Here is a 13,178-nt window from a genome sequence, read left to right on the forward strand (position 1 = left end):
CATTCCTATGAATCGGCCAGCAAACCGTCTCGGTGCGCTGGCCGAGACGTATCTGGAGACAGCCATATCGCAATAAATGATGGTGCGAAATCAGGATCGTTTATCGTACCTACCCACGCGCCATTAAAGTAAAAGCGACTGACGCCCTCTGCATCAACATCAAACGCGATGGTGTCCCCTTTGTTCACGTCGGGCCATATTGCTTTGAGAGCTTCGACCCATCTCGACCGGCGATTGTCCTGAAAGCCCAGGTGGTCCCACTCTTTAGTCGTCTGACTGACCAGAAAATTTCCTGAAATGCTGCGGGCGTACGTGAGTTCGAACCTGAACGACGTTCTAGGATCCCGCCAGTCGCCTGACTCCGTGAATAGCGCCGAATCAAAAACCTTGAAAAACGCCACTCTGAGTGTCGATGTCCCCACCTGCTTTAGGGCGGGAAGCGCTTCGTAAGCAACGGCTAACTCTGTGGTTAGCGCTTGTTCACCGACTACATTGTCGGTGGCGAGATCACGAGTCTGTGCAGAAACCACTAAGGTGCCAGCCAACGTGACAAGAAACGTTAAAAAAACCGTGAGAGAACGTCGCGTCATTGCGGCTGAGATTGATACTGACTAAAGCGCACCATCACAGGCAGCATGATCATCCACAATGGCACCAGGAGGATCATAGTATTCACTTCACCCAGTGGCAGTGTAACCGCACCAAACTTTTGCCCGGCGAGGTAATTCAAAGGGGCTATTGCTCCCAGTACGACAGGGCGCCAGCCACTCTTGGCGAGAAATGCCATAGCGCGAGGGAGCGCGGTGGGAAAAACACACCACAAACAGACCATCCACAGTGGGAAGAGTTGATCTCCAAAATTGAAGACACCCAGTAACGTCAGCAGGAAATCGACACCTAAGCCCAACACCAAGCAGGGAAGCACTCGACGCAATTCCAACCGAAGGTCGGAGACGGCCCAGTAATGGAATGCCATCAGGGCCAAGGTCAGTAACAGCCAGTCATCGCGGCCAAGCACGCAACTAAACCACGTTATTTGGAACCAAATAGCGTTAAACCAGGATTTCTCTACAATCGTCATGCTGCTGATACGGCAAAGCCAGCACTTAAGATCTCGTTCGCTAGCTTAGACCGTAAAATTTTGCGGTTTGATCAAGTGCCGTCTCTAACTTAGACACTAACGTGTCCGCCTCTTGGGTCGTTGTGACGAACGGCGGCGACATAATCATAGCGTCGCCGGTTTGGCGCACCATCAAGCCGTGCTCAATCGCACGATCACGACAGTACACGGCAGCAGCAGAATCCGGTGCTAGCCGCTCCCGAGACCCTTTGTCACGCACTAATTCTACGGCAGCAACCAGCCCTTTTGCTCGCACTTGGCCAACAATCGGATGATCCATTAAATTTTGAAGTGCATTGGCAAAGTGTGGCGCGAGTACAGACTGGGACTGCGCGAGAATCTCGGTGTTTTCCAAAACATCCATCGTGGCCAAACCGGCGGCACACGAAGCTGGATGACCTGAATAGGTCAATCCGTGGGCAAATTCACCCCCGTGCCCGAGTAGCACATCTGCCACTTTATCGCTGACCAAGCAGCCGCCGAGCGGCATGTAGCCATTGGTCACGGCTTTCGCAAACGTAATAAGGTCGGGCTTGGTCCCATAGGTCTCGAATCCAAATAACTGCCCTGTGCGGCCAAAACCGCAAATCACCTCGTCAGAGATAAAAAGAATATCGCGCTCATCGAGAATTTTCTGGACCGCGGGCCAATAGGTATCTGGCGGAATAATCACGCCCCCGGCGCCCTGAATCGGCTCGGCGATAAAGGCGGCCACTTTGTCTTCCCCGAGTTCATCGATCTTCTTTGCTAACTCATTGGCCGCCCATAGACCGAATTCGTCAGAACTCATATCACCACCCAACTCAAACCAATGTGGCTGCTCGATATGATGGATGTAATTCAAGCCCTGGGTCTGCTCGTGCATAGCGCTCATGCCACCGAGCGAACCCGCCGCGATTGTGCTGCCGTGATACGCATTTTTGCGACTAATGATTAAGCGCTTCTCAGGCTTTCCCAGCAACTGGAAATAACGATGCACAAACTTAATTTGTGTGTCATTCGCCTCAGAGCCTGAATTGGTAAAGAAGACCTTATTAAAATGTGCTGGCGCCATGCTTGTAAGCCGCGAAGCTAACTCCACCGCAGGCTGATTCGAACACTTAAAGAAATTGTTATAAAAGGGGAGCTCCATCAACTGATCAGCAACCGCCTGTTTGATGCCATCCTGGCTATACCCCAGGCTGCAGCACCACAGGCCGGACATTGCGTCTTGGATTTTATTTCCGTCGGAATCAAAGATGTAAATGTGTTCAGCGCGACTGACAATCCGCCCCCCGTTTTGAGCGTAATCACGGAAGTCTGTAAAAGGATGCAGGTGATGCTGCTGATCGAGTTGTCGTAACTGATTCGTTTCTAAGGTGGCATTCACGGTATCATCTCCAGCTAATGCTTGTATTCTCCACAAGCTTTAACAACGGCGCCGTACCCCGATCGGGTAAGAGCGCCCTTAATTGTAGGAACACCGATTGATGATGGTGAATGAAGAGTACCGAGGCCTTGTCTATCCCTGGGGTCGAAAGAGTCCAGTGAACTTTGGTGAGCCAATGGAAGTAGCGCCAGGGGTGTGGTGGGTTCGGTTCAAGATGCCCGGAGGCCTCGATCACATCAATATCTGGCTACTTGAAGAAGAAGGTGGCTGGACGGTCGTCGACACCTGCATGAAGCTCGATAGCGCCAAAGCGCAGTGGGAACAATTATTTACTGGCTTTATGCAAGGCAAGCCTGTCCTGCGCGTCATTTGCACCCACTTACATCCCGACCACATTGGTCTTGCAGGATGGCTCTGTGAGCGTTTCGACTGCGAGGTATGGATGACCCGCAGTGAATACTTAAATGGCAGCTTGCTTCTGAGCTACACCTCAGACGAGATCCCAAAGACAGCACTGACGTTCTACAAACGGGCTGGTTTCACCGAAGAACTCATGTCGAGCTATCAGGAGCGGTTTGGTACGTTTGGCAAAATGTCCGAGCCATTACCGCACAGCTATCGCCGCATTGTTGATCTGGAAACCATTAACATCGGCGATCACTACTGGCAGGTGGTTATCGGTCAGGGGCATTCCCCTGAACATGCGTGTTTATATTGTCCCGGCCTCAAGCTCATTATCGCAGGTGATCAAATCCTTCCAAGAATAACGCCCAATGTCTCGGTTTTCCCGACCGAACCCGAGGGTAACCCTCTAGAATATTGGCTCTCATCGAACACACGATTACTCGACATCCTGCCCGAGGACTTGCTGGTTCTCCCCGCTCATCAGTCGCCCTTCAAAGGTGCCAGAACACGACTCAACCAGATTATAGACGGGCACCGGCAGTCACTTGCGCAGCTTTACAATCATTTAAGTGAGCCCAAGACAGTCCCCGAATGCTTCACACCGTTATTTAATCGGGTGTTAAAGGAACACGAGGTGCATCTCGCCACCGGGGAGACGGTGGCTCACCTCAATTATCTCGTCCAGCGCGGTAACGTTAATCGCAAGATCAATGCAGAGGGGCTGTACACTTACCACGCTAACCCGAACTCGCAATTTATCCACGCAGATGACGTCGCTGCTTAATCGATTAATCGCAAAATTTGCACGCTCGCTCTACCTTCGGCGCCACAATAAGGCCTGGGAGGGGATCCCGCGTGCAAAGGTCCCCGTCAGTAATCTCTGCGTCGAATTAGACGGCCGGCAGGTCAGTTTACGCATGTATCACGGTAATGCCGACAAACCCATGGTGATCTACACACACGGTGGTGGATGGGTCGTCGGAAGCTTGGACACGCACGATAGATTCTGCAGAGCACTTAGCCAGCAAAGCGGTTGTAGTCTCATCTCGATCGATTACCGTCTAGCGCCGGAATATCAATTCCCCGCAGCACATGATGACAGCTTGGAGGCAAGCCGCTGGGTTATCGATAACCTCACTAACTTGGCCCCGAATAACGGGATGTTTATCCTTGCCGGCGACAGCGCTGGCGGCAACATCGCCATCGCAACAACGCTCGCGTTGACGCATCAATATGGGATGGCCGGTTGTCTCGCAATATACCCCGCGACACAGCACTACATCACTGACCTGCCCTCTTATACAGAGCACGCTAAATCAGGGCTCGTCCCTGCTCGAAATATGCGCTGGTGCTGTGATGCTTATCTTGGAAATATCGCGCCTGCTGACCCTTCATTGGAGCGCATCTTCCCGGGACGCAGGACGTCTTTAAACAACTTCCCCCGGACTTTGATTATCACAGCCGAAAAAGACCCTATCCGTGACGATGGGGCGCGTTTTGCCGTAAGACTCCATCGCGCCGGCTGCAAGGTTATGTACAAACACCTCGAAACCGCCAGCCACGGGTTAGTCTGCTCAGAGGGCGATTCAGGCGATTTTCAACGCGCAGTAAGCCTTGCCAGCCAATGGCTGGCAACACCGCTTATCCTGAAATCGCCTCAAGAAGATTGAGAATTTCTGACTTCTCAAGCTGTCTCGGGCAGAAATAGCCATCGCCCTCATCCATTGCCGCTTCTGCAATGGCATCAAAGGACTCCCGCTTTATACGTGGGTCTGTTGGCGCAATTCCTACATCTGCGATCAACCGCTCTACCTCCGCGATGAAGGCGCGAGCTCGTGTTTCTGGGTGCCCCGAATCTGAAACACCGGTAGCTACCGCAAGCTCAGCTAACCTTTCAACCGCCGTCTCTCCGTACAAGGTGAGCACATGTGGCAGCACCAGTGCGTTGGCGTGTCCGTGTGGGATACCAAAGTTGGCACCTAATTGATGCGCGATCGCATGCACGTTACCCACGTTCACCTGATTGATCGCCACACCCGCGTTATACGCGGCAAGCGCCATGCCTTCTCTTGCGTCCATGTTTCCAGGATCTTCACAGGCCTGCCGGAGCCAACGGAAAACGCCTTGCACAGAAATCCGCCCCATCTCTGTTCGATTTCCCCGCTCCCAAGTGGAAATATAGGCCTCAACCCCATGGGTCAGCGCATCAATGCCTGTTGCGGCCGTAATGGGCTTTGGCAGCCCCACCATAAGACACGCGTCGAGGGCAACGGCGGCAGGGTGAATGGCGCCACCTGAAATAATCTCTTTCTTGTGGGTCGATTGATTGGTAATCACGGCACCCATAGTGGCTTCGCTGCCGGTGCCCGACGTCGTGGGAATGGCAAACAACGGTGCTGCTTCATCGGGTGCCTTTCCAAAGCCCGCCCAAGTCGTCATATCACCGCTGTTGTGCTTGGTAAGTGCAATGACTTTTGCGCAATCGATGGAAGACCCACCTCCAACAGCAATAATGGCCGTAGCACCTGACTCACGCAAAATGCGGGCACCTGCTTCGACATGCCCGTATGTGGGGTCGGGGTCCACCTTGTCGTACCAGCTGAGCGTGACACCATCGCGGTTGAGGCCGGCAACCGCCTCATCAGCAAGCCCTAAATCGCGCAATGCTTTGTCAGTCACAACCATTACAGAGGTGTGTCCCAGCTCAACAATTCGCTCGCACAAGCGCGCGCAACTCGCCTTACCGACGAAGGCCATGTACTGCCCTGAGGGCTCACCAGCAACGACTTTCGCCATGGTATAGATCAAGCGATTTTTTATTTTTCTGAGAAACATTGGTTTAGCCATGAGATGCCCCTAATTTTTGCGGCGAGTGGTCGATTACCGGTATGCTCGCCAGATCTTTTAATTTGTCCCAACAGTAACCCTAGGAATGCATTTGCGCCACTATGTCATATCACTTTATCCATATTGAAGACCCCGAAACCCTCAGTATTCAGCAAGGTGACGATCTACAATGCCGTGCGGACGAGGTTGTCATTGATGTCGCTTATGCCGGCCTCAACCGAGCCGATGTATTACAGCGTATGGGTTTGTATCCACCACCCCCTGACGCCAGCAAAGTAATGGGGCTAGAGGTGTCTGGTTGCATCAAAGTAGCCGGCGAAGAAAGCGGATTTTCTGTCGGCGAGCGTGTCTGCGCACTGGTGCATGGCGGTGGCTATGCCACACAAGCAGTTGCGAAAGCTGTGTGCACGATGCGTACCCCTGAGGGTGTCGATGACCTAACCGCAGCCTGTTTGCCCGAGGCCTTTCTGACCGTCTGGTACAACGTGATCGTTCGGGCGTCGCTAAAGGCGGGCGAAACATTGCTTGTCCACGGCGGTGTGAGTGGTATTGGAAATATTGCTGTGCAACTCGCTAAGTCTATGGGCTGTAAGGTCATTGCCACGGCGGGAACGCCTGAAAAATGTTCAATTTTGGACCGACTTGGTGCCGACATTAGCCTTAACTACAGCGCGTCATCACTCACACAGCAGTGCCAAGAACACGGTGTTATGGGTGAGGTAGATGTGGTGTTGGACATGGTCGGAGGTGACTTTGAACAATTCAACCTTGAGTGTCTCGCGGTTGATGGCCGCATTGCATGCATTGGTCTAATGCGCGGAGGCCAAGCAACAATCGATCTCACGCAGCTGCTCATGAAACGCGCGACCCTCACAGGGAGTACGCTCCGTAGGCTCACGCCATCCGAGAAAGCTCGCTGTTTCGAAGAAGTTGAGGCGCATATGATGCCCCTCGTCGCCGCAGGCGCTATGACTCCCCTCGTTGACCGCGTTTATGATCTGCCTGACGCCCTAGATGCCCAGACCTACATGGCCTCGGGCGGTCATGCGGGTAAGCTCCTATTAAAATGCGCTTCATAAAGCGGCGCTAGGACGTGCTCGAGCGGTCACTCAATCTGGAAAAAATTAGCCCCGATGCCGCACCCGTAGCAACATGCGCCATGAGGCCACCTACTGTTCGGCCAGAGGCAACCAGAACACCGCTTAGCCCCATTGCTGTATCGAGACCCATGTAAACGAGGAGCAAAGACAGCGCGCCTGCAATGGCAAACAAGGCATGCCCCGTAGCCGGATTACTAACCCTGGGCTCGTCTGCGTTGTACGCAAAATGATTTATCAGTAAGAAAACGACGGTGTGCAGCAGTACGTAAATGAGGAGGTAGGTACTGGCAAGCCCAAGCCACTCGGTCGCAAACATTTGAAATCGATCGCCTATCGTGACCTCGATGCCAAAACCCACTAGCGTCGCGGCGCTCACCGATGAATTAATCAATACGCTGAGCGTGTAGCCCACTGTCGCCGCAAATACAGCGTTGATAAGCAACCGCATTATCTTAACCCTCACAACTCCACATGGCTGGCCATGTTGCGCTATAGTCGACGCACAATCCAGTGCAGGTTAACCGGTATGCTTCTTCGCTTAATCAAAACGTTTGTTTGTATTCTTTCTTCAGCGCTTCTTACTCATGTCGCTCACGCCGATATCGAGATTCAGACGATTGCCGAGGGCTTCGATACGCCTTGGTCGCTTGCCGAACTCCCCAACAACCAAGGCTTTCTGGTTACCGAACGGCCAGGGGGCCTGCACCACGTCTCTAGAGAAGGCGAAATACAATCAATCAGCGGCGTTCCGAACGTTTTTGCAAAACGACAAGGTGGCTTGTTTGATGTGGTCTTACACCCCAACTTCGAGGCGAATAACGTCATCTTTTTGGCTTACGCTGCGGGTTCCGAAGATAGCAACCGAACAACCGTAGCAAAGGCAACACTTATGGGTTCGGAGCTGACAGATCTCAGCGTCATCTTTGAGGTTACACCCAACAAAAAAGGCGGCGGTCACTTCGGGGGTCGCATGGCGTTTCTTGATGATGGAACGTTACTGCTCTCCGTTGGCGAAGGCTACACCCTCAGGGAAGATGCCCAGAAAAAAGAAAGTCAGCTAGGCAAGTTACTTCGCATGACTGAGACGGGGGAAGCTCCCGCAGACAACCCCTTCACAGATGCCCCCTTCGTTTATAGCTACGGCCACAGGAACCCACAGGGCTTAATAGTTGACGCGCCGACTCAAACCATCTGGATGACGGAGCACGGGCCCAAAGGGGGAGACGAGCTCAATCAAATCACCGCCGGCAAAAACTATGGGTGGCCCGCTATTACCTACGGTGTCGATTACTCAGGCGCCATTATCTCGCCCTTCACGGAGGCTCCGGGTATGGAGCAGCCTGTGACTTACTGGGTGCCCAGCATTGCAACATCAGGACTCGCTCTTTACACCAGCGATGCGATGCCTGAGCTGAAAGGGAAGTTGCTAGTGGGTGGCTTGAAGTCCAAAAACGTGGTCGCAGTTGATGTATCCGGGGATGAGGCGCTTGTCAGTGAGCCGTTTCCAGGGTTTGAAGGTAGAATTCGTGACGTGCGAATGCTCAACGATGGGTCCATTGCCGTCATCGATGAAGAAGCGGGAAAAGTGGTCCGCATTAGTGCCGGGGCGGATTAGTACTCCCCCATTTTTAGCTCGGAGCGCGCTCCAACTTCTTGGCCTTCTCGTCAACTTGAAGGCGGCCCACCGTTGCCCAGCGTCGTCTAACGCCAGGCGCGGGTGACAGATAGAATAAGTCGCCATTTCGACCCGTGAGCGTCAGTGGCACGCCACAGCGCTGAGCCACTTTGGCATTGGCCTCCATGTGTCTCGGCTCACCGTGAACGGGGATACACACCTGCGGCTTGATAACTTCGTAGAGGTCGGCCAATTCATCTTCACAAGGGTGTCCCGACGCATGCAAGGTAGCACTCACCTTATCTGCATGAATAACACTTACACCCCGATCTTCCAGTCCAGCTATTAGTCTCGCAACCGCTTCTTCATTACCGGGTATGGTCTTTGATGAGAAGATAACGGTGTCGCCCTCACCCAGTGACATATGGGGGTGGGTATCCATCATTAATCGATGCAACGCAGCTCCAATTTCACCCTGCGTTCCCGTTGCAACCGCCAGCACCTCCCCCTCGGGTAGGTACCCTAAATGCTCGGCCTCGATGATGGGCACTTTGGGCTCGAACACACCGGCGTTTTTAGCCGAGCGGACCATAATGTCCAGCGATCGTCCCATGAGCCCCACTCGACGATCAGACGCGTGTGCCGCTCGGAAAATACTTTGCACACGCGCGACATTGCTGGCAAAACAGGCAACCACCACACGCCCCTTAAGCGACGTGATCAATTTCACCAGCGCATCACCCACTTCACCCTCTGTCGGTGAACGGCCCGGCTTCGTGGCATTCGTTGAGTCGCATATGACGGCATCGATTCCCTTGTCACCGATCGCCTTCCACTGACTTGGCGACCAACCTTGGCCAATGACAGGGCGCGTATCAATTTTCCAGTCAGCGGTATGAAGAATTCGGCAGTCATCCGTCTCTAGAAGCAGTGCACAGGTCTCAGGCGTCGAATGCGTAATAGGCAGCCAAGTGACGCGAAATGACCCGATGGTATGCGTCTCTCCCGGGAGAACCTCAATAAGCGGCTCAGGCGGCGGAGCTCGCCGCCAAGCCGCTTTCTTGCGAAGCACCGCAGCAGCAAAGGGCGTCGCATAAACAGGGCACTTTAGCTCCTGCCACAAATACGGAACGGCGCCGAAGTGGTCCTCGTGAGCATGTGTGATGATAAGACCGTCTAATGATTCGCGTTGACCTGCAATGAAGCTCGGGTCGGGCATTTGAATCGCAGGCCTCCCCTGTGAGTCAGCCAACGCCTGCTCAAAGGTGATCCCGCAGTCGACCATTAAATATCGGTCACCGTGGGAGAAGAGATTCATGTTCATACCAATCTCGCCACAACCACCGAGCGGTAAAAAAGCTGTCTTAGAGGCTGGGCGTGTCAAAGTACGTCGGTATCTGGCATGGGATTACCAACTATAGCCAACGCGGAGGTTATATGACTGGTCCACCGACTCTTTTCCCACGGCGGCCGCACCATCGTAATCGATAGAAAACTCCGCAGCCGCTTCTAACCCAAAGAAGAGAGGAAAACCAAAACCCACGGTTGTATCCAAGATGACACTGTTATCGTCACTAATGTTCAAAATGCCAACATGGGTGAGGTACAACCGTGAGTCCCCTCCTAACACCATACTCTCGCCGGTAAAGTTCCAGTTCGCACCGTAATACTCAGTGTCATCTGCATTATAAAAATCGGTGTCTACTCGAACGAAGCCCAGTTCGCCATCGAGCTTCCCCCACGAACCGTTAAACAATTTACGTCCGTAATAAGGGCCGATATAGCTTCGCAACCTTATATCAGTAAACTCATCGGCCTCGATTGATGCGTTTACACCAAAGTAGTGTGTCGTCCAGTCCTCTAGGTAATAATCGTATTTGCCGATGATCTGCCAGTTATCTGCAGAGGGCGTACTTACCCGATCAAAGGTCCCGTCACCCGATGCGGAAGGCACCGTAACAATCGCCGTATCTCGCTCAATGTTTGCTCTGAGCGTGATTCGGTCGCGCGTGCTGTCGAGCTGCGTATTGATTGCCACGTCTAACTGATCCGCATCGGTGTTACCCCGCGCGACGGTCAAAGCGACAGACGCCAGCCCCTGCCAGGCATAGCCCTGTCCCATTTCCCAAGGCTCGGGATTGAGTTTGTCGACGTCGGATAACTTGACAATCTCGCCGTCAGAAAGCGCGAGCAAGCCACTTGTTACAATAAATGGTGCTGCCTCGACTCTACGTCCGTCCTTTAGCAAGAGCGTTGCGATACTGAGGTCCTCTGCAGATGCCTCAATATCCTTGATCAGCGTAGCGTCGATAGCGAGCTCTCGATTGAAGCTGGTATCCAATGTGACCGCATCACTTCGATAGCTGACAATCTTACCCACGATCACCGAGCCATCAAAAAGTAAAACCCGTGACTGATTAAGGGCATGGACCTGCCCTGACCAAGTTGATGTCAGAAGCAGGATCATCAATAAAAAAAGCAATAGCGACCAATCAGCAGATCGATCACGGTTCCAAGGTATAATAGGCATGTAGCAGATCTTCGTTGAGCGCATCGGTAAGCTGCATTAACCGAGCCTCCCACAGGGAAAACAGGGCACAGCATGCAAGATACGGATAATGATAACAGTTGCGATTTATTTGTCATCGGTGCGGGCTCAGGTGGCGTCCGTGCAGCGCGCGTCTCAGCCAGTCTTGGTGCCAAAGTCATTATTGCCGAAGGGCTTTATCTGGGGGGGACTTGCGTCAACGTAGGCTGTGTTCCCAAAAAACTTTACGTTTACGGCAGCGAATTTGGCAAGGCCTTCAAAGACGCCCAGGGATTCGGTTGGTCCGTTGACGGCGTCGCGTTTGACTGGCCTACACTGCGCGATAATAAAACGCGGGAAATCAGCCGACTTAACAGCATCTATGATCGACTGCTCGATGGCTCGGGTGCCCAGGTGATCAACGGTATGGCCAAACTGATTGACGCACACACCGTTGAAGTCAACGGAATGCAGTACCACGCAAAAAAAATTCTTCTGGCGACAGGGTCGTGGCCCACAAAACCTGATTTTCCCGGTAACGAGCTGGCGATAACCTCAAATGAGATCTTTGATCTCGAGGTCTTCCCAAAACGCCTGCTTGTCATCGGCGGTGGTTACATTGCCACCGAATTTGCCTGTATTTTTAATGGTCTCGGATCACAGGTGGTGCAGCTTTACCGCGGTGACCTCTTCATGCGGGGCTTCGATGAAGATATTCGCAAATTTGCTGCGGATGAAATTAGAAAGACCGGCGTTGATCTTCGATTCAATAATAATATTGTCGCATTAGCCCGCACCGAGAACGGCCTTGAAGCACAGCTCTCCGACGGCTCGAGCATCACCACCGACGCCGTGCTGTGTGCCACAGGTCGCCACCCCAATCTTGAGGGCCTTGGCTTGGCGTCAACTGCTGTAAAACTTGATGCACGTGGCTATGTCAGTGCAGGCGATAACTTTCAAACAGACGAGCCATCGATCTTTGCGCTCGGTGATATGACCGGCGGCCCACAATTAACACCGGTTGCTATTGAGCAAGCCATGGCTTTTGCACACACCCAGTTTGGGAACGCATCTAAATCGATGGATTACGCATTCATTCCAACCGCGGTTTTTTGCCAGCCTAACATTGGCACAGTGGGCTTAACCGAGGAAGAAACGAACGCTCAGGGGTTAGAAGTTGACGTGTACCTGTCTGATTTTAAGCCGATGAAACATACGCTTAGTGGGCGTGACGAAAGAACGCTGATGAAGATGATTGTCGATAAGTCGTCAAATCGGGTCATTGGGTTGCACATGGTCGGCCCTGACGCAGGTGAGATCTGCCAGGGAATGGCCGTGGCGATGAAGGCGGGAGCAACTAAAGCTGATTTTGACAGCACCGTTGGCATACACCCCACTGCCGCTGAGGAATTTGTGACTATGAGAACACCCCGCGAATGATGGATTTGCTGTGGTGGGAAATTGCGATTCTTATCGTTGCGGGGTTTGGTGCTGGGCTTGTTAATGTCATGGCGGGTGGCGGGTCTATTCTGACTGTACCTGTCATGATGTTCTTGGGCATGCCCGGGCCCATAGCGAATGGCACAAACCGGATTACCATCGTGGCGCATAACGCATCAGCGATCGCGACCTATTTACGGCACGGCGTACCCCACGCAAAGCTTTGCGCATCATTAACCGCCGTAGCCATACCGCCAGCGCTGCTCGGTGCCTGGTTCAGCACGCGACTCAATAACGAGCAGTTTGAGGGTTTACTCGCCTTCGTAATGGTGGCCGTACTGTTATTAATGCAAGCGCCACAGGGCAAAAAGTCTGCCTCAGCAGAGGATCAGCCTCAAAATCTAGTCCTTGGTCACGTTCTGATGGCCGCTGCTGGGTTTTGGGGAGGCTTTATTCAAATCGGTATGGGCTTCGTCGTCTTACCGATCATGCACCGCGTCATGGGCCTCAGTCTTGTGAACACCAATATTCTCAAGGTATTTATTATTTTCACCTACACGCTACTGGCTATTTTTGTCTTTGCGGCAACCAGTGAAGTTCTCTGGGTGGTAGGGGCTATAGCTGCTATTGGAAATGTAGCGGGGGGAATCGTAGGTGCTCGGCTCACACTCAGCCACGGCGAAGTGCTCATCAGAAGAGTTCTCACCGCGGCCATTATTGCCATGATCATAAAACTACTCTTTTTCCCTTAGTTT

Annotated in this window: 13 protein-coding genes; 6 read left to right on the forward strand and 7 right to left on the reverse strand. The window is 52.9% G+C overall.

Annotation, left to right across the window (positions count from 1 at the left end; all coding sequences use genetic code 11):
* Positions 1 to 5: 5 nt before the first annotated feature.
* From E0F26_RS02060 to E0F26_RS02070, 3 genes are read right to left on the reverse strand one after another with little or no spacing between them, the layout of a single operon-like run.
* Entirely contained in the window at positions 6 to 590 is a 585-nt protein-coding gene (locus tag E0F26_RS02060) for a chalcone isomerase family protein (protein ID WP_279242388.1), read from the reverse strand.
* Entirely contained in the window at positions 587 to 1,081 is a 495-nt protein-coding gene (locus E0F26_RS02065; protein WP_279242389.1) for a DUF2878 domain-containing protein, read from the reverse strand. The genes E0F26_RS02060 and E0F26_RS02065 overlap by 4 nt, the downstream gene beginning before the upstream one ends.
* A 40-nt stretch (positions 1,082 to 1,121) precedes the next feature.
* Positions 1,122 to 2,489 (reverse strand): aminotransferase, encoded by a 1,368-nt coding sequence (locus E0F26_RS02070; RefSeq protein WP_279242390.1) that lies wholly within the window; start codon positions 2,487 to 2,489, stop codon positions 1,122 to 1,124.
* Between the two features lie 100 nt (positions 2,490 to 2,589).
* Here E0F26_RS02070 and E0F26_RS02075 point away from each other — a divergent pair, with 100 nt between their 5' ends.
* On the forward strand, positions 2,590 to 3,678 hold the full coding sequence (locus E0F26_RS02075) for an MBL fold metallo-hydrolase (protein WP_279242391.1): 1,089 nt from the start codon (positions 2,590 to 2,592) through the stop codon (positions 3,676 to 3,678).
* A gap of 133 nt (positions 3,679 to 3,811) precedes the next feature.
* A complete protein-coding gene (locus E0F26_RS02080) occupies positions 3,812 to 4,564 on the forward strand; it encodes an alpha/beta hydrolase (RefSeq protein WP_279242392.1) in 753 nt (250 codons plus the stop codon).
* Here the strand turns inward: E0F26_RS02080 and E0F26_RS02085 are convergent.
* The gene (locus tag E0F26_RS02085) at positions 4,536 to 5,741 is read right to left on the reverse strand and encodes an iron-containing alcohol dehydrogenase (RefSeq protein WP_279242393.1); all 1,206 of its coding nucleotides are present in this window, start codon (positions 5,739 to 5,741) and stop codon (positions 4,536 to 4,538) included. The genes E0F26_RS02080 and E0F26_RS02085 overlap by 29 nt on opposite strands.
* Positions 5,742 to 5,842: 101 nt before the next feature.
* Between E0F26_RS02085 and E0F26_RS02090 the strand changes: the two genes are divergently transcribed.
* Positions 5,843 to 6,820, forward strand: coding sequence for an NAD(P)H-quinone oxidoreductase (locus tag E0F26_RS02090; RefSeq protein WP_279242394.1), 978 nt, complete (start codon positions 5,843 to 5,845; stop codon positions 6,818 to 6,820).
* A 7-nt stretch (positions 6,821 to 6,827) separates the two neighbouring features.
* Here the strand turns inward: E0F26_RS02090 and E0F26_RS02095 are convergent, their stop codons facing one another.
* Positions 6,828 to 7,289 (reverse strand): hypothetical protein, encoded by a 462-nt coding sequence (locus E0F26_RS02095; protein ID WP_279242395.1) that lies wholly within the window; start codon positions 7,287 to 7,289, stop codon positions 6,828 to 6,830.
* A gap of 78 nt (positions 7,290 to 7,367) precedes the next feature.
* Here E0F26_RS02095 and E0F26_RS02100 point away from each other — a divergent pair, with 78 nt between their 5' ends.
* On the forward strand, positions 7,368 to 8,456 hold the full coding sequence (locus E0F26_RS02100) for a PQQ-dependent sugar dehydrogenase (RefSeq protein WP_279242396.1): 1,089 nt from the start codon (positions 7,368 to 7,370) through the stop codon (positions 8,454 to 8,456).
* A gap of 13 nt (positions 8,457 to 8,469) precedes the next feature.
* On the opposite strand, the gene E0F26_RS02105 is transcribed toward E0F26_RS02100, so the two are convergent.
* Entirely contained in the window at positions 8,470 to 9,780 is a 1,311-nt protein-coding gene (locus E0F26_RS02105) for a ribonuclease J (RefSeq protein ID WP_279242397.1), read from the reverse strand.
* Between the two features lie 84 nt (positions 9,781 to 9,864).
* Positions 9,865 to 10,986, reverse strand: a complete 1,122-nt coding sequence (locus E0F26_RS02110) for a DUF481 domain-containing protein (RefSeq protein WP_279242398.1) — start codon at positions 10,984 to 10,986, stop codon at positions 9,865 to 9,867.
* 72 nt (positions 10,987 to 11,058) lie between these two features.
* Here E0F26_RS02110 and gorA point away from each other — a divergent pair, with 72 nt between their 5' ends.
* Positions 11,059 to 12,423, forward strand: coding sequence for a glutathione-disulfide reductase (gene gorA, locus E0F26_RS02115; RefSeq protein ID WP_279242399.1), 1,365 nt, complete (start codon positions 11,059 to 11,061; stop codon positions 12,421 to 12,423).
* Positions 12,420 to 13,175 (forward strand): sulfite exporter TauE/SafE family protein, encoded by a 756-nt coding sequence (locus E0F26_RS02120; RefSeq protein ID WP_279242400.1) that lies wholly within the window; start codon positions 12,420 to 12,422, stop codon positions 13,173 to 13,175. The genes gorA and E0F26_RS02120 overlap by 4 nt, the downstream gene beginning before the upstream one ends.
* The last annotated feature ends 3 nt before the right edge of the window (positions 13,176 to 13,178 follow it).

Source organism: Candidatus Paraluminiphilus aquimaris, from assembly GCF_026230195.1.
Lineage (GTDB): Bacteria > Pseudomonadota > Gammaproteobacteria > Pseudomonadales > Halieaceae > Luminiphilus > Luminiphilus aquimaris.

Excerpts from the sequence above, each read along its gene's own strand:
- E0F26_RS02060 (WP_279242388.1), bottom strand. The coding sequence starts at position 590 with ATGACGCGACGTTCTCTCACGGTTTTTTTAACGTTTCTTGTCACGTTG.
- E0F26_RS02065 (WP_279242389.1), bottom strand. The coding sequence starts at position 1,081 with ATGACGATTGTAGAGAAATCCTGGTTTAACGCTATTTGGTTCCAAATA.
- E0F26_RS02075 (WP_279242391.1), top strand. The coding sequence starts at position 2,590 with ATGATGGTGAATGAAGAGTACCGAGGCCTTGTCTATCCCTGGGGTCGA.
- E0F26_RS02080 (WP_279242392.1), top strand. The coding sequence starts at position 3,812 with ATGTATCACGGTAATGCCGACAAACCCATGGTGATCTACACACACGGT.
- E0F26_RS02085 (WP_279242393.1), bottom strand. The coding sequence starts at position 5,741 with ATGGCTAAACCAATGTTTCTCAGAAAAATAAAAAATCGCTTGATCTAT.
- E0F26_RS02090 (WP_279242394.1), top strand. The coding sequence starts at position 5,843 with ATGTCATATCACTTTATCCATATTGAAGACCCCGAAACCCTCAGTATT.
- E0F26_RS02095 (WP_279242395.1), bottom strand. The coding sequence starts at position 7,289 with ATGCGGTTGCTTATCAACGCTGTATTTGCGGCGACAGTGGGCTACACG.
- E0F26_RS02100 (WP_279242396.1), top strand. The coding sequence starts at position 7,368 with ATGCTTCTTCGCTTAATCAAAACGTTTGTTTGTATTCTTTCTTCAGCG.
- E0F26_RS02105 (WP_279242397.1), bottom strand. The coding sequence starts at position 9,780 with ATGAACATGAATCTCTTCTCCCACGGTGACCGATATTTAATGGTCGAC.
- E0F26_RS02110 (WP_279242398.1), bottom strand. The coding sequence starts at position 10,986 with ATGCCTATTATACCTTGGAACCGTGATCGATCTGCTGATTGGTCGCTA.
- gorA (WP_279242399.1), top strand. The coding sequence starts at position 11,059 with ATGCAAGATACGGATAATGATAACAGTTGCGATTTATTTGTCATCGGT.
- E0F26_RS02120 (WP_279242400.1), top strand. The coding sequence starts at position 12,420 with ATGATGGATTTGCTGTGGTGGGAAATTGCGATTCTTATCGTTGCGGGG.